Annotated in this window: 14 protein-coding genes; 7 read left to right on the forward strand and 7 right to left on the reverse strand. The window is 65.6% G+C overall.

Annotated elements, in window-relative coordinates:
* Positions 1–272: 272 nt before the first annotated feature.
* Positions 273–1,532: a flippase gene (locus WS87_RS21945; protein ID WP_059700184.1), complete on the reverse strand. Its 1,260-nt coding sequence runs from the start codon at positions 1,530–1,532 to the stop codon at positions 273–275.
* A gap of 572 nt (positions 1,533–2,104) precedes the next feature.
* Between WS87_RS21945 and WS87_RS21950 the strand changes: the two genes are divergently transcribed.
* Positions 2,105–3,961, forward strand: a complete 1,857-nt coding sequence (locus tag WS87_RS21950) for a serine aminopeptidase domain-containing protein (protein ID WP_059819646.1) — start codon at positions 2,105–2,107, stop codon at positions 3,959–3,961.
* Between the two features lie 153 nt (positions 3,962–4,114).
* Here the strand turns inward: WS87_RS21950 and WS87_RS21955 are convergent, their stop codons facing one another.
* A complete protein-coding gene (locus WS87_RS21955; RefSeq protein WP_236873260.1) occupies positions 4,115–4,675 on the reverse strand; it encodes a hypothetical protein in 561 nt (186 codons plus the stop codon).
* Here WS87_RS21955 and WS87_RS21960 point away from each other — a divergent pair.
* From WS87_RS21960 to WS87_RS21975, 4 genes are all read left to right on the forward strand, one after another.
* Entirely contained in the window at positions 4,662–5,888 is a 1,227-nt protein-coding gene (locus WS87_RS21960) for a polysaccharide biosynthesis/export family protein (protein WP_059818955.1), read from the forward strand. The genes WS87_RS21955 and WS87_RS21960 overlap by 14 nt on opposite strands.
* A gap of 58 nt (positions 5,889–5,946) precedes the next feature.
* Positions 5,947–8,220, forward strand: a complete 2,274-nt coding sequence (locus WS87_RS21965) for a polysaccharide biosynthesis tyrosine autokinase (protein WP_059818956.1) — start codon at positions 5,947–5,949, stop codon at positions 8,218–8,220.
* Positions 8,217–9,620, forward strand: coding sequence for an oligosaccharide repeat unit polymerase (locus WS87_RS21970; RefSeq protein ID WP_059818957.1), 1,404 nt, complete (start codon positions 8,217–8,219; stop codon positions 9,618–9,620). The genes WS87_RS21965 and WS87_RS21970 overlap by 4 nt, the downstream gene beginning before the upstream one ends.
* Positions 9,621–9,707: 87 nt before the next feature.
* Positions 9,708–10,877 carry an acyltransferase family protein gene (locus WS87_RS21975; protein ID WP_059818958.1) on the forward strand — a complete coding sequence of 390 codons (1,170 nt, stop codon included), beginning with the start codon at positions 9,708–9,710 and terminating at the stop codon, positions 10,875–10,877.
* A 139-nt stretch (positions 10,878–11,016) separates the two neighbouring features.
* On the opposite strand, the gene WS87_RS21980 is transcribed toward WS87_RS21975, so the two are convergent.
* The 3 genes from WS87_RS21980 to WS87_RS21990 form a co-directional block, all read right to left on the reverse strand.
* Positions 11,017–12,096 (reverse strand): glycosyltransferase family 4 protein, encoded by a 1,080-nt coding sequence (locus WS87_RS21980; RefSeq protein WP_059818959.1) that lies wholly within the window; start codon positions 12,094–12,096, stop codon positions 11,017–11,019.
* A gap of 27 nt (positions 12,097–12,123) precedes the next feature.
* Positions 12,124–13,272: a glycosyltransferase gene (locus tag WS87_RS21985; protein ID WP_059818960.1), complete on the reverse strand. Its 1,149-nt coding sequence runs from the start codon at positions 13,270–13,272 to the stop codon at positions 12,124–12,126.
* Positions 13,273–13,730: 458 nt separating this feature from the next.
* Positions 13,731–14,780 carry a glycosyltransferase family 2 protein gene (locus tag WS87_RS21990; protein WP_059818961.1) on the reverse strand — a complete coding sequence of 350 codons (1,050 nt, stop codon included), beginning with the start codon at positions 14,778–14,780 and terminating at the stop codon, positions 13,731–13,733.
* A 415-nt stretch (positions 14,781–15,195) separates the two neighbouring features.
* Between WS87_RS21990 and WS87_RS21995 the strand changes: the two genes are divergently transcribed.
* A complete protein-coding gene (locus WS87_RS21995; protein WP_059818962.1) occupies positions 15,196–16,485 on the forward strand; it encodes a right-handed parallel beta-helix repeat-containing protein in 1,290 nt (429 codons plus the stop codon).
* 114 nt (positions 16,486–16,599) lie between these two features.
* Here the strand turns inward: WS87_RS21995 and WS87_RS22000 are convergent, their stop codons facing one another.
* Positions 16,600–18,174 carry a mannose-1-phosphate guanylyltransferase/mannose-6-phosphate isomerase gene (locus WS87_RS22000; protein ID WP_059818963.1) on the reverse strand — a complete coding sequence of 525 codons (1,575 nt, stop codon included), beginning with the start codon at positions 18,172–18,174 and terminating at the stop codon, positions 16,600–16,602.
* On the reverse strand, positions 18,171–18,755 hold the full coding sequence (locus WS87_RS22005) for a drug:proton antiporter (protein WP_059819647.1): 585 nt from the start codon (positions 18,753–18,755) through the stop codon (positions 18,171–18,173). The genes WS87_RS22000 and WS87_RS22005 overlap by 4 nt, the downstream gene beginning before the upstream one ends.
* A gap of 1,299 nt (positions 18,756–20,054) precedes the next feature.
* Here WS87_RS22005 and WS87_RS22010 point away from each other — a divergent pair.
* Positions 20,055–21,446, forward strand: coding sequence for a sigma-54 dependent transcriptional regulator (locus WS87_RS22010; RefSeq protein WP_059525160.1), 1,392 nt, complete (start codon positions 20,055–20,057; stop codon positions 21,444–21,446).
* The last annotated feature ends 28 nt before the right edge of the window (positions 21,447–21,474 follow it).

A 21,474-nucleotide genomic window follows, 5' to 3' on the forward strand; every position in this document is an offset into this window, starting at 1 on the left:
CAATCGTACGAATGTAGTTTGACTACAGCATCGGTATTTCTACCGATACGTATGATCTTTTTTCGAGATGGTCGCGCGGTGTGGGGAAAAGGCAGTAAGCGTTCCTGATTGTGCGTATGCAGCAGGGTAAGAAGTACCTGCGCGCGAGCGTTTCGAAGGGGGGAGGCGGAGAGGCGTGTGCCCGTGCGACGCCGCTCGTTGCGTGCGCATCGAACGCGGCACCGCGGGGATCCGGCCGCTTCGGCGAAATCGAGGCGGCCCGTCCGGACTCGCTAGCCGCGTCGCGCGACGGGACTGCCGGGCAGCGGTATCCCAGCGCGATAGACGACGGTTGCAAGCGCCGCGGCGACGGCAGCCTCGGCCGTCAGCACGGCGGCGGCGGCGCCCAGTTCGGCGAAGTACTTCGCGAGCACCGGCACGAGCACGATGTTCAGAATGCCCGATGACATGAGCACGCGCGTGAATTCGGACTTCATCCCGAGCGGCAGCATCGTCTGCACACCGAAGAGGTCAGTCATCCCGGCCATGAAGGGAATGAAGGCCATCCACCGCAGAACCTGGACCGTGGGTTCGTACGAAGGCCCGTACAGGATGCGCACGGCGAGCGGCGCGCCGAAGAAGATCGCGAGCGAGATGCCGAGCACCATCGCGACCTGCACGACGAACAGCTTGCGCAGGAAAGAAAACGCGTCGTTTCGCGCATGCCGCATCAGATAACTGATACGTGGATAGGTGGCGGCCTTCAGCGGCTGGAGCATGCTGAGCGCCGCGCGGATCAGCTTGTCGCCGGCGGCGAAATAGCCGGCCGCGACGTTGCCCGACACGAAGCCGAGCAGCACGGTGTTGGTCGACGCATAGAACGCGATCGACGTCGATGCGAGGAACACCTGCCAGCCGCCTTTCAGCGATTCGGCGATGTCGGCGAAACCGACGCGAACGAAGTCGATTTCGCGCTGAGCATACAGATAGACGGCCAGCACGAGCGCGGACAGCGTCGGGACGGCGGCGTTGACGATCATCGCGCGATCGATGTCCGCCGGGCTGTGCACGAGCGCGAACATCGCGGGCAGGCTCAGGATGCGGCCGACGAACAGGATCACGCTCAGCGCGCGCAACTTCTCCATGCCCTGGAAATACCAGCCTGGCGTGAACGCCACGCCGGCCACCATTCCGAAGCCGATCAGCAGCAGGTCGCGGTCCTCGCCGAAGCGGCCGACGAGGACGATCAGCCCGATCAGCACGACGAAACAGATCACCGCGATGCCGATCTGCGCATACAGCGTCGCCCAGAAGATGCGGGAGCGTTCGGCGCGGTCGTCGCGGGCGAGCGCGATGCGCGGCGTGGCGGTCAGGTCGAAGCTGTAGCTCGTGCAGTTGGTGAGATACGCGATGACCGCGAGCGAAAACGCGAGCTGCCCGTAGCCTTCCGGGCCCAGCGCATGCGTGAGCAACGGTGCGATCAGCAGCGGCACCGCATACATCGAAATCTGCAGCGTCAGCAGCAGCAGGAAATTCTTCTTGATGTTTGACATTCGCTTGGTCGGCGCCGTGGGTGTCGCTGGGCAGCGGCGCGCGTGCCGCCGTGCGCTCGCGCGGCCGGTCGGCGCTGACCCGGCTGCGTGGGTTCGCGGCCCGTTCCGGCTGGCGCCGGTTTCATCCGGCGATGCCGGACACGGCCACATCGTATGGCGGTCATGATACGGGCCGAGCGGGACGGCAGTGTTCGCGAGCCTACCTTTCGGGGATTCGGTGCGCATGTGCGGCGCGAATCGCGACAGCGCGCGCCTCGTTGTATCGCTGCAGTGATGAATGCATTTGTAAGCTGGCGCACCGAAGAACGCTCGGGCCGAGTGCTCTAATCGAACGACTGTTTGGGTTCGCGGCGGAAAGGCTTGACGACGACTCAGGCCGGCAACCTGCCGCAGCGGGACCGGGACAACGCATGGCGGAGGTCGAACGAGTCGCGCAGGGGCGCGGCGAAGGTCCGTTGCCTGAAGGCCGTGCGTTGTCGCGCAGTCACATGATCGTGGAGTGGCCGATTCCGGTGGAGCCGCCGGAACGCGTGTTCGCATCCGATAACAAATACCGATCCGAGGAGTACCGATTGAAGCCGATAACGTTCGGCAGCTGCGTGGGGTGGCTGCACGAAGGACAGACGACACAAGGCGTGATCCTGTGCGAATCGCTGGGTCACGAAGCTTCATGGACGCACAAGCTCATGCGGGCGATCGCTGAGCGGTTGGCCCGCGAGGGCGTCACGGTATTGCGATTCAGCTATCCGTGCACCGGCGACTCGGCGGGCGACGATCGCGATGCCGGTCGACATGCCGCGAGCATCGCCAGCATTCACGACGCGATCGACCTGCTGCGCGATCAGGCCGGCGTCACCGCGCTGACGCTTGTCGGGATCCGCGCGGGCGCGCTGTTCGCGATGCTGGCCGCCGCGGGTTTCGGCCCGCGCCCGGCGCCGCGTGTCGACGCACTGGTGGCGCTGGCGCCCGTGGTGCGCGGCCGCGCCTACCTGCGCGAGCTGTCGTTCGTGCATCGCCAGTGGCTCGATACCACGTCGCCCGCCATCCGCGTCGCGCATCGCGACGAACCGTGCATGAACGTGCTGGGGCACCGCTTTCCCGCCGATTTCGTCGACGCGCTGAAGGCGGTCGATCTGTGCGACGTCGTGCGCGATGCGCCGACGTTACCCGGCGCGATGTTGCTGATCCAGCCCGATCAGGGCGACGGGCCCGCATTGCGTGAAGCGTTGCTCGAGCGCGGCGTGGACGTGGCGAGCGATCCGTTCCGCGAATGGCCGACGACGATGCTGGACGGCACGCGCTCGCGCCTGCCGCTCGCGGCGATCGACACACTCGCGAACTGGATCGTCGCACGCGCGCCGGGTATGGCGACTGGCGTCGAGACACCGTCGCGAGCGGATCCGACGTGGAATGGCGAATCGGCCGTCGCGCTCGACTTGCACGACATGACCGAGCAGGTCGTCGCGGTCGGTCCGGACCGGCTGGTCGGCGTGCTGTGCCGTCCCGCCGACACGCGGCCGACGAATCCGGCGGGGCCGGCGGTCGTGATCGCGAACACGTCGACGAATCCGCGCAGCGGCGAAGGGCGCTTCAGCGTGCGCCTCGCGCGCACGCTGGCACGCGCCGGCGTGACGACGTTGCGGATCGACGTGCAGGGCGTCGGCGATAGCGGGCCCGCTGCGCTGGACGATCAGTCGGGCGTCGTGTATTCGGCGCAGTCGAGCGACGACGTGGCCGCTGCCGCGGACTGGCTGCGCGCGCTCGGTCACCCGGAGGTCGCCGCGGCCGGCATTTGTTCCGGCGCCTATGCCGCGTTGCATGCGGCCGTGAAGACGCCGTCGCTCGGCGGCGTGATCGCGATCAATCTCGCTCGCTTCGTGTGGCCGGCCGGGCTCTCGCTCGAGGTGGTGCAGAAGCAGCGGAACAACTCGGTGCGCGGCTACTGGCTGTCGGTGCGCGACTGGCAGAAGTGGAAGCGTCTCGTGCGCGAACGGCGCGACCTGCGGCCCATCGTGCGGGCCGTGGCCGCGAATGCGATCGCGCGGGTCAGCGTGCCGGTGAAGGAACTCGCCGCGCGAGTCGGCTGGAAGCCGGGCATCGGCACGCCACGCGGCGTGATGCACGAGCTTGCGCGGCGCGACGTATGGACGACGCTTGTGTACGGCGCGCTCGATCCCGGCATCGACGATGTCCGGCGTCACTTCGGTGCAATCGAGTGTGCGTTCCGGCGCTCGCGTCACGTGCGTCTGCACCTCGAGCCGCAGGTCGACCATGCGGTGTACGGCGCGGTCGGCACGGACATCGTGATCGATCTATGCATGCAGGCGCTGGGCCGCGACGCGGCCCGACCGGTCGCGCGCATCGCCGATCCGGCCATACCCGAAGCGGCCGCGCGATCGTACGCGAGCGTGTCGGTCGGCCGGTCGTGATGCGTGCCGCGTCGTGCGCGTTGGGGTGCGGTCCCCGTTACATATGAAGATCGGCGTTCGGTGGGGTCCCTCACAGACGCGCCGTTCGCCGTGGTGTCCAATCCCGTATCGGCGCATCACTGGTCACGTCGCGACATGACCGGCCGGGATGCGTCAGTCCGGAACACCCGGTTGCTCATAGGGCGACTTCGCGTAGGGCGACTCGTACAACCTGTCGCTGCGCCATACGTCGTCGGCGGGTGCAACGGCCACGTGCGAGCGATGCGGCCGCCCCGGCACGAGCGGCCGGCGCAGCATGCCACGGGCGCGCGTGTCGGGCTGGACGGCGGCGCTGGCGGCGGGACGCGCGAAGGCGGGCGTCGCGACCCCGGAAGCGGTTGCCGCGGGATCGGCGGCATCGTTTGTCGCGGCGGCTTGCGCCGAACGTTGCAGCGGTGCCGGCGGAAGTACCGCCGACGATGCGAGCGCCGGCGCGTCGGCCGGGACGGCGGGCAACGTCTGCGCATTGACGGCGCAGGCAAAGCCGACCGAGACGATGCAGACGAGTGACGAAAGCGACGAAGAGCAGTTCATGACGAATCGTACGGAATGACGTGCGGTGTAGAGGGAGGTGCGGCACCGCGATGCGAGCCGCGCCGGCAAGCGTAATGCCGGAATTCGCCGCGTTCGGCGGGTTACCACACAGTTTTGGAAGGGCACGATGTCAATCACCACGCAACCCGAATCGACGCCAGGGACGCCGCGGCCATGCATGGGCGGCACCGGTCGCGCACCGTGGCTGTCGCGCATGGCGATCGTGGCGGCCGCGTGCGCGCTGAGCGCATGCGTGCTGTCGCCGGGCATGACGTACAGGGCGCCCGCCGACCGTGACGCGAACGCGCGCGTGAGCGCCGATGCGTCGGGCTCGGGCGGCTTCGACGGCGTGCAGAACGTGTCGAGCGAGGAACTGATCGAAATCACGCCGGCATTCGTCGCGCAGCAGCACGCGGGCCGGCCGGCCGATGTCGACGCGGAAATCCGTCAACTGTTCGGCAAGCCGAAGCCGTACGCGATCGGCCCCGGCGACGTGCTCGGCATCGTCGTGTGGGATCACCCCGAGTTGAATCTGCCGACGACGCAGACGACGGGGAGCGGCGACGGTGTCGGCGCCAGTTCGGTTGCGACCGGTTACACGGTCGACGCCAACGGCAACGTGCAGTTCGCGTACGCGGGCCTCGTGCACGTGGCGGGGTTGACCGAGGCGCAGGCGCGCGCGCTGCTGACGAAGCGGCTCGGCGAATACGTGCGCAAGCCGCAGATCGCGCTTCGCGTGCAGACCTATCGCAGCAAGCGTGTCTATCTCGATGGCGAGGTGCGCACGCCGGGTCTGCAGATCGTTAACGACATGCCGATGACGCTGCCCGAAGCGATCGACCGCGCGGGCGGCTTCACGCCGACGGCCGACCGCTCGCAGGTCTCGGTCACGCGCGGCGACAGGACCGTGAACGTGAGCCTGCCCGCGCTGATCGCCGCGGGCGTGAACCCGTCGAACATCCTGCTGCGCGATGGCGATCTCGTGCGCGTGCGCGCGGCGAGCGATGCGAAGGTGTTCGTGCTCGGCGAGGTGTCGCGGCCCGCGACGCTGACGCTGACCGACGGCCGGATGAGCCTCGGCGAAGCGCTCGGCGACACCGGCGGCGCGAGCCAGTACACGTCGGACGCGCGCCAGGTGTTCGTCGTGCGGCGCGGCCCGGACAACCGTCCGCGGGTGTACCACCTCGACGGCAGTTCGCCCGCGTCGTTCGCGCTGGCCGACCAGTTTCCGCTCGAGCGTCGCGACGTCGTGTTCGTCGATGCGTCGTCGCTGGTGCGCTGGAGCCGCGTCGTCAACCTGTTGATTCCGTCGTCCGCGCAGGGCGCGCTGACGGCCAAGGCGATTTCGCCGTGACCCTCGTGACCCATTTCGTCATCGCGACCGCGCGTCGCGCCTACGGGACTGATGCCGTATGACTTCTTCGACCCTGCCCGACCCGCACGGCGGACCCGCCCTGCGGCCGTCCTATCCGGTGCGCCGCTACTGGAGCATGCTGTACGGCGGCCGGCGCCTGATCCTTTGCACGGCGCTCGCGGGCGCGCTCATCGGCGCCGTGTATGCGCTGTGTGCGGCCCCCGTCTACCGGACCGACATCCTGTTCCAGGTCGAGCAGAGCCCGACCGACTCGAAATCGACGTCGCCCACAGGCGATCCGTCGTCGGTGTTCGACCTGAAGACGGACGCGTCGACCGAGATCGAAGTGCTGAAATCCCGCGCGGTGCTCGATCGCGCGATCGACAGCACCAATCTGGCCGTCGACGCACGGCCGCACTACCTGCCGCTGATCGGCTGGCGGCTCGTGAACGCGGCCGACAGGGTGTCGTCGCCGTTGCCGGGCGGCTATGTGTACGGCACCGAGCGCATCGACGTGCCGACCTTCGACGTGCCCAAGCGCCTGCTCGGCAAGCGGTTCGCACTGACTGTCGGCGACGACGGCGCCTACACGCTGCAGCGTACCGGCTGGTTCGGCCGAAGCGGCCCGGCATGGCAGGGGCGCATCGGGCAGCCGCTGCATGTCGAGACGCCGCAGGGGCCGCTCGACATCTTCGTGCGCGGCGTAGCCGGCAAGCCCGGCGCACGCTTCGACCTGACGCGCTACAGCGACGAGGAGGCGACGGCCTGGCTGCAGAAGAACGCGCTGATCTCGGAACGCGGCAAGCAGTCGAACATGGTCGGCGTGACGCTCGACGGCACCGATCCCGTTCACGACAGCCGTGTGCTGAACGCGATCGGCGACGCGTACCTGGCGCAGAACACGCAGCGCAAGTCCGAGGCGGCCGACAAGCTGATCCGCTTCATGGACGCCCAGTTGCCGCAGCTCAAGGCGCAGCTCGAAAAGGCGGAAAGCCGCTTCAATGCATTCCGGGCCTCGCACGGGACGGTCAATACGAGCGACGAGGCGCTGGCGTTGCGCCAGCAGTCGGTCGACATCGAGACGCGTGTGCAGACGCTTCAGCAGCGGCGCGAGGAATTGCTGACGCGCTTCATGCCGAAGCATCCGGCCGTGGTGGCCGTCGATGCCCAGCTCTCCGACGCGCAGCGTTCGCTCGATACGACACGCAAGCAGATTCAGCAACTGCCCACCGTCGAGCAGGGCGTGCTGCAGCTGCAGCGCGATGTGGCCGTCGATACGGCGCTGTACACGAACCTGCTCAATACGCGTCAGCAGATGATCCTCGCGCGGGCCAGCACGACCGGCACCGTGCGGATCGTCGATACGGCGAAGGTCGCCGAGCAGCCGATCGGTCCGCATCGCGGGGTCGCCGTGATCGCCCTGTTGATGGTGGGCCTGCTGGCAGGCGCGGCGATCGTGATCGTCCGGCAGCGCATCGTCGGCACGATCGGCGATGCCGAGGAAATCGAATGGACGACCGGGCTGCCCGTGTTCGCGACCGTGCCGCACAGCCCGGCCGCGGCGCAAGCGGAATTGCGCTCGAAGGCCGGACGGCGCGGCGCGCGCGCGCCGGTTCCGCCGGTGGCCGTGCAGGACGCGGCGCTCGAAAGCCTGCGCAATTTCCGCGCGGCGCTGCAACTGTCGATGCCGGGCGCGTCGAATCCCGTCGTGCTGATCTCCGGGCCGACCACGGGCGTCGGCAAGTCGTTCGTCGCCGCGAATATCGCATCGCTCGTCGGCGCGGCGAAGCGACGAGTCCTGTTGATCGATGCCGATCTGCGCAAGGGATCGCTGCACGAGCGGTTCCGCTATAGCCGCGCACCGGGCCTGTCGGACGTGGTGGCAGGCACCCACAGGCTCGACGAGGCGATCAAGCGCGGCGTCGTGCCGGGTCTCGATTTCATCGCGATGGGCAACGTCGTACCCGATCCTGGCGAACTGCTGCTGCAGCCGGCACTCGCCGAACTGATCGAGCAGGTCGCATCGCGCTACGACATGGTCGTGATCGACGGGCCGCCGTTGCTGCCGGTGGCCGATGCGCTGGTGCTCGGCCGCCTCGCGGGAACCGTATTCCTCGTCGCGCGCAGCGGCGTGACGACGCTCGCGGAACTCGACGAAAGCGCGAGACGGCTCGAACACGCGCATATCGACGTGCGCGGTGTGGTCCTGAACGATTACAAGGGCGCGCCGGGACGTTACGACTACGGCTATACGGATACGAACACGCATCAGGCCGCGTCCGGATATGCCGGGGTGATCGCGCCGCGGCAACGGGTGGAACGGGTGTCATGAACCGGCGAGCAGGCGGCGCACGGGGCGAGCCACGACAGCGCCCGGCGACGATGCGCAGGATGGCGCGCGTGCGCGGTGGCGTGGGCGGTTATACGGGCTATTGGTGGGAGGATCCGGCGCGCCTCGTGCTGATGTTCATCCTGCCGTTGTACGGATTGCTGTCGCTCAGCCTGCTGGGTGACCAGAAGTCGATTGCGCGGATCTACTTCGACGGCTACTACGCGTTCGTCGGCGCGCTGTTCCTGATGGTGGTGATGGCGGCGTCATGGCTCGCAACGACCGAAGTGCGGACGCGACGCGGCCCGCCGCCAGCCGAGGTCGAACTGTCGCCTCGCGTGCTCGATTTCGTGTTCGCGCTTGCTCTGTTCGGCTACGCCTTGTTGCTGAGCGGCATCGTCACGCATCCTGCACTGCTGGTCGCGTTCGTCCGCGGTGAAGCGAACGCATACGACATGCTCGATCTGAAAGGGCGCATCACGGGTCTCAGCACGTTCACGCAGGCGACCGCACCATACGTTGTCCTGTATTTCTATGTGTTCAGGACACCGGTAAAGGGCTTGAATCGTTACAAGATCTACTTCGCCGTGCTCGCGGTGCTGACACTGCTGCGCAGCTTCATCTTCGCCGAGCGGCTCGCGCTGATCGAAATGGTGATGCCGCTTGCGCTCATGGTCGTGCGATTCCGCCTCGGCGGCAGGTATTCGCGGTTGTTGACGTTCGGCCCGTATGCGGCGATCCCGTTGCTGTTCGGGCTGTTCATCGCGAACGAGTACAACCGGTCGTGGGAAGCCTATTACGTCAACATCTACGACAACCTGTTCGATTTCGCGCTCGAACGTCTCGGCCTGTACTACTCGACGTCGTTGAACAACGGCGCGGGAATACTGAGTGTGCTGGGCTGGGACCAGGGCCACCCGATGTTTACGTTCGACTGGCTGCTGCGTTTTCCGATCATCGGAGCGACGTTGCAGCCGTGGCTCGACTCGGGAGACAGCATCAACCTGTTCCTGAATGGCTACGCCGATCCGGAGTTCAACAATCCGTCAGGGATTTTCGTTCACTTCTACGAGTGGGGCTGGTTCGGCTTGTTCGACGCGCTCGTGCTCGGCTGGGCGGTCGGCCGCAGTTATGCGGGCTGGCGGAGCGGGAACGGCTTCTGGTGCTGTGTACACGCGGTGCTGTTCGTGTCGGTCATGGAAGTTATGCGGACCCCGAACCTGTTCAGCGGGCGGAATTTCGTTCCGGTCGTACTGCTCATCGCCGTATTTCACCGGTTCGCCAAGCCTCGGGCGCGCGCGGCGCCCGAGGCCGTCGGCGCCGGACCAGATGGAGACGGAAGCAGGCGCGCCATCGCGCGCGGGAATCGCGCCGCGGACATCGATCCAGTGTTGTCGCGATAACAGCAAGGGTCGCGCGGTACGGGGCATGCGACCGCTTCATAGATTGCCGGGTCCCAAAACCAATATTTCCCCGAGCCGCTACTTTTCATGGCTACTCACAAGCAGAAGTTTGAAATTCTGGACGGATTGCGCGGTATTGCGGCAATCAGCGTGATGTTCATGCATTTCCTTCAGGATCTGCCGATTCCGATACTGCAGAGCGCGTATCTTTCGGTGGACGTTTTTTTCATGCTGAGTGGATTCATCCTGACGCACTCTTATGGCGAAAGATTGCGTCAGGAGTCGTGGTGGGGCGAGTATCTGAAGCGACGCGTGATACGCCTGTATCCGATGATATGCATCGGGCTCACGATCGGGTTCGTGAGCCTTGTCGTCATGCGTATCCACGCGTCGGCGGCGTTTTCGTTGGGTAACCTGGCGGCAGCCACCGGCCAGAACTATTTCCTCGTTCCGTATCTCGGTCGTTTCTCGGTGTCGGGCTTCGTCGGCGCTGCAAGTCACGGCCTGCCGGCAGTCGATGACCCGGGAGTGTTTCCTCTCAATCCGCCTGCATGGTCGCTGTTCTTCGAGCTGTTCGCGAGTGTCGTCCTGATCGCGGCGATCAGGACGAATGCGCGGAATCTGCTGCGACTGGCGTATGCATGTCTCGGCGCTTTCGTCGTGTATGGATGGCTCGTAGGCCTCGACAACGACAAACTGACCGTCATCCTGAATCAGGGTTGGTCGGCCGATAACTTCATCGGCGGGTTCTTCAGAGTCGGCTACGGGTTCCTGCTGGGAGTGGCGATCGGGAAGATGCACGACGCCAGTCTCTTGGCCAGGCCGCACTGGTTTGTCGCCGGGCTCATCAAGAGCGATTACATGCTGTTTTTCGCTTTCCTGCTGGTTGTCGTGTTTCCGACGTCGATCAAGGGGATTTACGCGCTGGCCGTGCTGTGGTTCGTCGCGCCTGCGCTGGTTTATCGGGGTGCCATGCTGGCTCCGAGCGGCAGGGTCATTGCCCGTATCAGTGCATTCCTCGGCTGGATCTCTTACCCGCTCTATTGTGTGCATTACCCGATCGGAAGGCTGGTGTTCGCGTATGCACCGCATGGCGACATCCACGTCGTCAGAACGGCGATGCTTGCGGCGTGCGTTTCGATCGTCTCCGCTGCCGTCCTCGCGAAATTCGTCGAGGAGCCGATCAGGTCGTATCTCGGCAAACGCCTGTTCGGAAATCGACGGGCCGCGGCCGGTAGCACGGTCAACGTCGTGTAATTGCGTCGATTTGCCGAGCATGCCGGCCGGTGGCGGCGCGACTACATGAAACTGCGAGTCTCGATCGGGGCGCGGGGAGGCGCATGAGAGAAGGGCGTGTCGATCGATCGCTTCCCGATGACGACACGCCGCGATCGACCTACAGCGACTCGAAGATCTCCTTCATCATCTCGGCACTTCGGCTCCAGCGATATTTCTCCGCGTGCAGGCTTCCCTTGCGTTTGAGCTCGGCCCTGAGTTCGGCGGAATCGAGCAGGCTCCGCAACTTCTGCGCGATGTCGTCCTGCGAATACGGATCGCAGTACAACGCCGCATCGGCGCAGACTTCCGGCAGTGCGGCCGATTTACCGACAACCACCGGACAGCCGTATCGCATCGCCTCGAGCGGCGGTATGCCGAAGCCTTCGTAGATCGACGGGTAAAGGAAGCACGCCGCATTCTGGTACAGCGCCTTCAGTTGCTCGTCGCTGATGTAGCCCACGTACTTGATGTTCGGCTCGGCTGCCGAGAGGTGATCCTGCTTGCCGAACACGGTGGCGTTCTGCATGCCGACGATGACGAGATCGACCGACGGATCGTTGATCTGCCGGAACGCCGCGATCAGCCGGCCGAAGTTCTTGGTGGGATTCATGCTGCTGACCGCGAGCACGAACCGGTCCGGCGTCAGCGCATGCTTGTCGAGCACGCTCGTGTCCGGTTCCAGGGCGTCGAGGTGATCCGCACCGAGCGGTACGACGCTGATCTTCTCCGCGGAAACGCCGCAGTGATGCGCGAGGCGATCCCGCGAGAAAGAGGAGTTGGTCAGCACGCAAACGGAGGTTCGCGCGAGGATCCAGAACATGATCCGGTACCACGCGCGAAACGCCCTGGAGAAATGCGCGGGCGTGTCGAACACAGCCGCGTCGTGCATGTAGATGATCTGGTTGCCGATGAAAATGGATGCCGAATTGCTGAGATTGACGATGCGGCCGCGGCGCGCGAATAACGGGAGAACCAGCTGCTCCCAGACCACGCCCTTGTAAAACCCCACCTTGACCGTCTTCGCGCCGCTTACCTCGACGCCCGGCTGCGGCGGCACCAGTACGGTCACCGGATCCTGCGGCTGAAACTTGATCAGTGCGGCGATCAGTTCGCGCGCGACGCGTTGCACGCCGGTTGTTTTCTGCGTCGTGAATCGGCCGTTGTAGACGAGTTGCTTCGATTTCTTGAAAGCGGTCATGTCGATAAGGGAATGTCGAATTCGGAATCAGGCTTTGACGTGATCCGGAACAACCGGCTTGAAGTCGCGCGTGTCGACACGCGGCTCGTCGGTGTCGAGTCCGTAAAGGGCGTGCCACTGACGGAAGATCGCGTTCATCGAAAATCGCTGAATCGCCCGTTGCCGGGCAGCCGCACCCATATCCTCGCGAAGCTGCCGGTCGTCGCGGAGCAGGCTCAGATATGCGGTCATCTCGTCGGCGTTCGACGCGACGTAGCCGGTCACGCCGTGAATCACCACGTCGCGATTGCCCACGACGTCCGTCACCACGGCCGGTATGCCGGCGACCTGCGCTTCGATCAGCGCGACCGGCATGCCTTCCCAGCGGGAAGTCTGGACATAGATGTCCAGTTCCGACGTCAGCGCGAGCGCGCGTGCGCGGGTTACCCAGCCGCTGCAGACGACGGCGCGGCGCTGGCCGGGGTCCGGAATTTCGGCGGCGTCGCCGCCGATCCAGAGAAACTCGACGTCCGCGCCGTGCAGCGCGTCGGCCAGACGCACGAATGCTTCGTGATTCTTCTGGAACGACGCCCGACCGCTCATCCCGATGACGACCTTGCGATCGTCGCGCGTTCGACGCAGCGGAATCTCTGCCGCATTCACACCGTTTTCCACCAGGACGGCCGACTTCGCACGAACCTTTCCCCTGATCTCGGCGAGTTCGCTGCCCGAGCACGCGACGATGGTTCCGCCGATATGCGCCGCGATGCGTTCGAAGCTCAGATAAGCGTATTGCTTCATGCGCGATACGTCGCGGCGCAGGAACGAGAGTCCGTGCGGCGAGTAGAGGACCCTTGCGTCCGGGGCGGCGATCCGGGCGGCGACTCGCCCCAGCACGCCGGCCTTCGACGAGTGCAGATGAATCGCGGTCGGCTTGCAGTCGCGCAGGTTCCGGACCAGCGCACGCAAGCTCCGCAAATCCTGTTTGATGCTCACCTCGCGCGCCATCTCGACGTATACGAGCTTCACGTCGGGCAGGAACAGCGTCGAGAAATCGGCCGGAGTTTCCGGTCGGATCGAATGCAGAACCGTCACGTCGACACCGGATGCCGCCGCATGGTTCGCGAGATGGGTCAGCATCGAAAGCACGCCGCCGCCAAATGCCTCGGCAATATGAACGATCTTTTCTTTGGTCATCTTTGGGTCTGGCGATCCGATCGCACACTCATCGCCCATCGTGACGATGAGTCGCCTGCAAATCGTGCGGTCTAGGTGTCCGGTTCGTTAAACTATGCATTCCTGATTGATAAATGCATGGTGGTCTTGACCATTGGATCCTGCAGTCGCGGTCGCATGTGTGAGCTGGCGAGGCGGCCGGGTGATTTCAGCCGATGCAATATCGGGTAGACGTTGCCGGAGAGCACCGAAAACGATCCGGCACGAAGCATCCATGCCGCGCGCTACGCGTCGGCCAGATTTCTCCGAACATCGGATGCCGGTGTTCGACTACGACGACTGGAGAGAGAACACGGCGAGATCCGGTCAGCGCGCGTGAATCCACTGGTCCGGATCATTGTGCAGCGCATGCGCGGCCCACTGGGTGCGATGGCTTACCGAAGGAGCGATTTGGCGCGGGATGCGCTGGCCCGACGCTGCTATCGAGCGTCGGCGCGATGCCCGGATGACTTGCGCACGCGTGCGAGAGGGTTGGAGATGTAGTGAATCGCGCGATTGCTGAGCGTTGCCGACGGCAGCAAGCATGCGAGTGAAAGTCCGGCGACGGCCACCTTCTTGGCAGGACCCCAGAACGGGTTGCGCAGCACGGTTTGCCAGTAGCGCCCGGATTCGCACAGGAACCAGCGCCAGCGCCTCACGAGCGGCGCGTGATACAGCGTGCTTGCGAAGCGCGCCTTCTCGATCGCGAAGTCGAGCGGCGCGATCGGCAATGTTTCGTGCAGCCGCGTGCCGGCGATCATGCGCAGCGTCGACCAACGGCGTTGAGCTTTCAGCGCGCCGGTCGCGGCGTCTTCCGAATTGGTGAGGGCAAGTGACGGCGTGTCCTCGGCCGGCCGCGTATCCGACTGCTGATGCACGCGATAGCCGCCGAGCGTTGCATCGATCATGTGCACGGCGCCAAGCAACGCGATACCGTAGATCGCGTAGAAATCGGCGCCATGCAGGTTGTCCGGCGTGACGGGCACCGGAAAGATGCGCTTGAGTGCATCGACCCGATACGCGTTGCCGGATGCCGGCGGCGACGGGTACAGCCAGCCCGCGCGCAACAGTCGGCCGCAATCGGTGTCAACGGCCGACTGCGGCACGCTCGCCCCGGTCACCGCACCGTCCCGCGCGATCACGTCGAGCCGGAAATGCACCTTCACGAAGTCGCCGGACGCGAACGCGGCCAGCACGCGGACCGCGGCGTCGTCATAGAGCAGGTCGTCCGCGTCGAGCAGGATGACGTAGCGCGTCGTGACGTGCTCGAGCGCGCGATTGTATGCGGCGACCTGACCGCGATTTTCCTGAAACACCGCCGTCACCCGCTCGCCGTACGAGCGAATGATGTCGCGCGAATCGTCGGTGGAACCGTCGTCGACGACCAGCACGCGTACACCGTGCGCGGTCTGTGCGAGCGCCGAATCGATCGCGTCGCGCAAGTAAGCGCCATGGTTGTAGTTGCAGATTGCGATGGTCAGGTCGGTCATGAACGGGTTCTGGACGAGCGAAGAGCGGACGATGTGGGTGGGGCGCGCATGGGACCCCGTCGGGACCACGACGCCGGATCGGCGGCGGCCGGTGTCTTTGGGTGATGCCGTACCACGGTCGCGTCGCACGATGACCATGATACGCGTCGCCGATCTGCACTCGGTTCGCGAGCCTACCGTTCGGCGATTCGCGTCACGGGAGGCGCGACGAATGATCAACGGTACGTGAGCGCGCGCCGCGCAGGAGGGATGCATTGGTCTGTTGACGCACCGAAACGCGGCTGGTTCGAATGATCTAATCGAACATATCGCGTCGCCCGCTTCGGCGGTATCACGGGCAGGCAATCCGGCTGGGATCCCGCGTTCGGCTGCGCCAGCCGACGCGCATGAAGTCATTCGAGGGAGTCGATTCGATATGTGTAGATCACCAAGCCCGTTCCTCGCACGCGCGGCGATCGCCGGCATGTGCATTGCAGGCGGGCTGGCGTGGCCGGGTAGTGCCGTGGCGGCATCCGGCACGCCCGCACCCGGCGCACTTCATGCGAGCGTACCGGATGCATACGTGCGTCCCGCCGCGGACGGTGCAGATCAGGCCGACATGCTGCAACGTGCGCTGGACGCATTGCAGCCGGGCCAGCGACTGATATTCGCGCCGGGGCGGTACGTGATCGGCCGTTCGCTGGTCGTGCGGCAGCCGAACGTGGTGTTGTCGGGCTACGGCGCGACGTTGATCGCGACAACCCCCGACGACCAGACGATCGAGATGCGCGGCGACGGTACGACACTCGTCGGCTTTCGGCTCGCGGGAACCGGCACGACTCGGCTCACGACGCCCGCATCGACGAAGGTCGAGGTCACGGGGCGCGGCGTGCAGGTGCTCGACAACGTGATCGACGGCGGCGCCGGCGCCGGCATTTTCGTGTTCGGCGGCGCGGATGTCGCGATCGTCGGCAACGAGGTGCTGTCGACGCTGGCGGACGGCATTCACATGACGCACGGCTCGCACAACTTGCTCGTGCAAGGCAACGTCGTGCGCGGCACCGGCGACGACATGATCGCCGTGGTGAGTTACCAGGCGGAAGGCGTGCTGACGCGCAACGTGCTGATTACCGGCAACTCGCTGGAGGGCAATCCGTGGGGCCGGGGCATCACGGTGGTCGGCGGCGCGAACGTCACCATCTCGAACAACATCGTGCGCAACGTGGAGGTGAGCTCGGGGATTCTCGTCGCGCAGGAAGACAGCAACCGCACCGCCGGCTCGTCCGACATCCGCATCGAGAGCAACTCGATCGCGGATATCCAGACCGCGGCGGGCCGGCCCGATCATCGCCCGATCACACAGCAGGCGGCAATCGAGGTCAGCACGTGGTCGGGTTCGGTGTCGCGCGTGACCGTGATCGGCAACCGCGTATCGCATGCGCGATTCGACGGCATTCGTCTGTGGGGAAACGTGTCGGGCGTGCGTCTTGCGGACAACAAATTATCGGAGATCGGCGGAATGCCGGTCCGGATCGACCCGGCGCACGATTGCGCGACCAGCCGGCCGGCGATGGCATCGGGAGGGCGGGCGAAGGGCACGCCGTGTGCGGCCGGGCATCAATCGCCGTCGGCGGCGGGTGACGCCGTCGGCGCGGATACGTCATTGTTGCCGCGCGTGCGCGAGTCCGTCAGGCAGGCGCGCTGGTCGCAAGGCGGAATCGACTGATGATGCGTCGCATGGGCCGCCGGTCCGAAGCGACATACGGTGAGCGGTCCGCCGCCGCTTGTTCGCGCGGCGGCGCCCGTCATCGTCGCGCGCGCCGCCGCGATTCGCATGCGCCTACCGGATGACGTCGCGTTCCGCGGCTTCCTCGTCCGGTTCGCGCGAGGCGAGCGACGGTCGCTGCCGCGCGGTCTCGACGACCGGCCGCCCATACTGATCGTCGAATCGCACGATATCGTCTTCGCCGAGATAGTCACCCGACTGCACCTCGATGATCTCGAGCGGAATCCGGCCGGGATTCTCGAGACGGTGAACCTCGCCGACGGCGATGTAGGTCGATTCGTTCTCGCTGAGCAGAAAGGTTTCGTCGCCGCGCGTGACCTTCGCAGTGCCGCGCACGACGATCCAGTGCTCGGCACGGTGATAGTGCATCTGCAGCGACAGCCGCTTGCCGGGCTCGACGACGATCCGCTTCACCTGGAACCGCTCGCCGAGATCGATCGAATCGTAGTGTCCCCACGGCCGCTGCACCTTGCGGTGTTCGCTTGCCTGCGGGCGCTGCTCGGTCTTCAGGCGCGTGACGATGTTCTTCACGCGCTGGACGTCGTGCTTGTTCGCGACCAGCACCGCATCGGGTGTCTCGATCACGACGACGTCCTTCATCCCGACGCACGCGATCAGGCGGCCTTCCGAGCGCACGAGACTGTCCTGCGTGTCCTCGAACACGATCGGGCCACGCGCGACGTTGCCGTGATCGTCCTTCGGCATGATTTCCCAGATCGCATCCCAGGTGCCGACGTCCGACCAGCCTGCGGAAAGCGGGACCACGATGCCTTCGATGCCAAGTTCGGGGCTCTCCGCGAGACGTTCCATGACCGCGTAGTCGATTGAGTCGGACGGACACGCGTCGAAAGCCGCCGCGTCGATGCGGAAGAACGGATCCTCGGCGGTGCCCGCGCGCCATGCCGCGTCGCAGGCCGCATGGATGTCGGGTGCGAGCGCGCCGATGGCCTTCAGCCAGATCGATGCGCGCGTGATGAAAATCCCGCTGTTCCACCAATAATCGCCCGAATGCAGGTAGCGTTCGGCGAGTGCGGCGTTCGGCTTCTCGACGAACCGCCCGATTGCATAGCCGCCTTGTCCGCCGAGGCGACCGGCACGCGGTTCGCCGACCTGGATGTACCCGTAGCCGGTTTCCGCGCGGCGCGGCAGCACGCCGAGGGTGACGATCGCGCCTTCCTGTGCGTAGCGCGCCGCACGTCCGATCGCTTCCTGGAATGCGGCGACGTCGCCGATCACGTGATCGGCCGGCATGACGACGAGGATGGGATCGTCCGCAAGCGCACTGGCGTCGAGTGCCGCGAGCGTCAGCGCGGGTGCCGTATTGCGCGCGGCCGGTTCGAGCAGGATACGGGGAGGCGCCGCGCGCCCGACCACCTGAGCGGCGCTCATGATGCGATGCTGTTCGCCGCATACCAGCAGCAGCGTGTCGCCGAGTGCCGCGTTCGCGATGCCGTTCAGGCGGCGCGCGGTCGACGACAGCGGCGATTCGTTCGAGGTCAGCTCGATCAACTGTTTCGGATACTGCTCTCGCGACAACGGCCAGAGGCGCGTGCCCGAACCGCCGGCGAGAATGACGGGCAGGATGCAGGGCAGCTCCGGGTCGGGAACCGGGCGAAGGGTGGCGCTCATCGATTGGCTCCGGTGTCGGCGGGCAGCCGGTTGTGCGCGCGGCCGTCGACGCGTGCGTCCTCGTTTCGCGATCGCGGTGCGGAGATGGCCCGTGACAGGAGCTGACGCAGCGCGCCGGCGGCGCGGTCTGCCGGCCGGACGAGACCGACGAACGGCGCGCCCTGTTCGAGATAGGGACCGTAGGCCTTGCGGAATCCGAAACGCTTGTAGAAGGACTGACGCTGTGCGGGCACGTGCGTGCGCACAGCCACGTCGGGCCATGCGGCTTGCGCGGCCGTGAGCGCGCGCTGCATCAGCTGTTCGAGGGTGCGGTCGTCGCGACATGCCTCGCTTGTCAGCACCTTGTCGATCACGACGTCCGGATCGGCGTCGTCGCCGGGGAGGACGCGCGCGTAGGCGACGACTTCCGTCGTGTCGCCCCTGTGCATGCACGCGAACACGTGCAATGCGTGCGCATCCTTGCCGTCGATGTCGAGATGCGTGTGCGCGTCCTCGACCACCAGCACCGCGTTTCGCGAACGCAGGATTGCGTAGAGATCGATCGGGCTCAGATGTTCGAATTCACAACAATGCCATTCCATGATGCGGTCCTCGTGTGAAGCCTTCAGCACGCCGGGCCGCATGAACGCCTTCGTTCCGTGCGGCCGGACGATATCCATGATGCGGATGCGGCGAGCAGCGGTCTGTTCGAAAGCGTACTCACGCTCCCGTTATTCCTGTTTCGCGCGGTCGATGCCGGCTGCGCGACACGGACCGCGTGCCGCGAACGGGGCAATGTGCGGTAGCACACGGTGGCCGTATGGCGGCTTTCCCATAATTGAATCGTCGCGACGCCCGCTGCGAAATTCACAGCGAGGTCGTCCGCATCGAACGCGATTGAAAAACCGGGGCCGTACTTGAAGATTGCGATCGTTCACGGCAGGCAGGTCGCGCCTCGCGATCGGCTGTCGCTCGCAAGCCAACATCCATCGCATCGCCGGTTTCCTCGCGGTGCGCACATCCTTCATCGGGCCGCGATCGTTTCGCCGCGCCGGCCAACACGCGCATACTTGCCATTTAGCGCTGCCCGGCCCTTTTCGGGCTGCATGCGGGCTTGCACCAGTGCGGTGCCTGTCGCATCGGCACGTCGGCAGCGACAGGGGGTGCGACAGGCATGGAGGTCATGCTGCATCGCGGCAGTAGGCGGATGGTCCGGCCGGCCGCTTCGTTACGATGTTGTAACGAACACGCCCGGTTTGCCCGCATTCGATGCGTCATGCTGCGTCGCGCGCGACGCGTGATTACCGACGGACGAAACATGCTGTCCGGACTTTTTGTTCGATTCAGGCGAGAATCGCGGGCAATGGGAGGGGCCGATCTTGCAGAAAAGTGGGATTTGCCACTGATTGACGGGAATGGTCGTAGATAATCAAATCTGAGTCGCTAAACGCGCGCCGCGCAGGCGGAGCGGCACCGTAATCGGCTGAATCGATGTTTAGCTTTTGGTAACAAGGCCATCTCGATACGGGGTGTAAATTCAGGAGCGGATGAAATGAGGTCACCATTCCGAAAGCGGGTTGGCGGCCATCCGGTTCAGCATCGGGCGCGACTGTCGTGTACGACGCGACGCAAATGCGGACGGAATTCCCGTTTGCCGACGTGCTCCACCTGACGGCGCGTCGCATGAAAGCCGGAACGCCGCGGCTCCCGCGGCCGTGCGTTCCCTTCGAGTTCGATGACAACGAGGCCGGATGACATCCGGCTCGACCTCCGGGGGCTCTCGCCGTGTGCAGTTTCGATCTTCGCCAAAGCTGCGGAAACGCAGCGCGGACAGGCGGCCATGCGCCGCCGTCCGCAGCGCACGCGAACGGTTCGCGGAGTGGAGAAAGTGATGGTTCGTTATGAATATGCCAATAACGCGCGATAAGAGCGCCGGCGGGGGGAGGACTACCGGGCAGCGTCCTCTGATTTACTGGACCCGGTCGCCGTCCGTCATGCTGCGCAAGGAACTTGCCCGGCGTGACTGGAAAGTGACGGTCGTTGCGCACGCAAACGAATTGCGCGACACCTCCGGCGAAATCACCTGCGGCATCCTCGACCTGAGCGGCGGCCACGCCGACGCGATCGGCAGCATCGCGTCGACCTGCGCGTCGATGCGCGATGTCGTATGGGTCGCGCTCGTCGAAACCGGTCAGACCGCTTCGCCGAACGTGCGCGCACTGTTGCGCGACTATTGCTTCGACTACATCACGTTGCCCGCGTCGCACCAACGAATCGCCGATACGGTCGGCCACGCGTACGGAATGGAATGCCTGTTCGCGCGCGATCGCGAAGCGCTCGAATCGCGGGAGCACGGCATCGTCGGCACCTGCAGCGCGATGCTGCGGCTGTTCGATACGGTGCGGCGCTTCGCGCGCACCGACGCACCGGTGTTCGTGTTCGGCGAGACAGGCACCGGCAAGGAACTGACGGCCGTCGCGATCCATCGTCATTCCGAACGGCGCAACGGCCCGTTCGTCGCGGTCAATTGCGGTGCGATCCCGCCCCACCTGCTGCAATCGGAGCTGTTCGGCTACGAGCGCGGCGCGTTTACCGGCGCGAACGCACGCAAGATCGGCTACGTCGAAGCCGCGAACGGCGGCACGCTGCTGCTCGACGAAATCGGCGACCTGCCGCACGAGAGCCAGGCGAGCCTGCTGCGCTTCCTGCAGGAGCGTGCGATTCATCGCCTCGGCGGCAGCGATCCGGTGCCGGTCGACGTGCGGATCGTCTCCGCGACGCACGTCGACCTGCGCGAAGCGATGGAAGAAGGGCGTTTCCGCGCGGACTTGTTCCACCGTCTTTGCGTGATGCGCATCGATCAGCCGCCGCTGCGTGCGCGCGGCAAGGATATCGAGCTGCTCGCGCATCACATGCTGGAACGCTTTCGTGGCGACGCGCGCCATCGCGTGCGCGGCTTCTCCACGGATGCGATCACGGCGCTCTACAAGCACGACTGGCCGGGCAATGTCCGCGAGCTGATCAACCGCGTGCGGCGCGCGGTCGTGATGACGGAAGGGCGCCTGATCACCGCGCAGGATCTCGAGCTCGAATATTGTCTCGACGCGGCGTCGCCGTCCGTTGCCGATATCCGCAAGTCGATCGAACGCGAAGCGATCGAAACCGCGCTGCTGCGCACGCGCGGACGCGTCGCCGCTTCCGCGCGCGAGCTCGGCGTGTCGCGTGCCACGCTCTATCGCTGGATGGAAGCGTACGGAATCGAGCGGCCGCGCGGCACGGGCTCGTCGGACTGACGTGCGCGGCGCGGCCGTGCGACCGTGT

The organism is Burkholderia sp. MSMB0856 (assembly GCF_001524645.2).
Classification (GTDB): domain Bacteria; phylum Pseudomonadota; class Gammaproteobacteria; order Burkholderiales; family Burkholderiaceae; genus Burkholderia; species Burkholderia diffusa.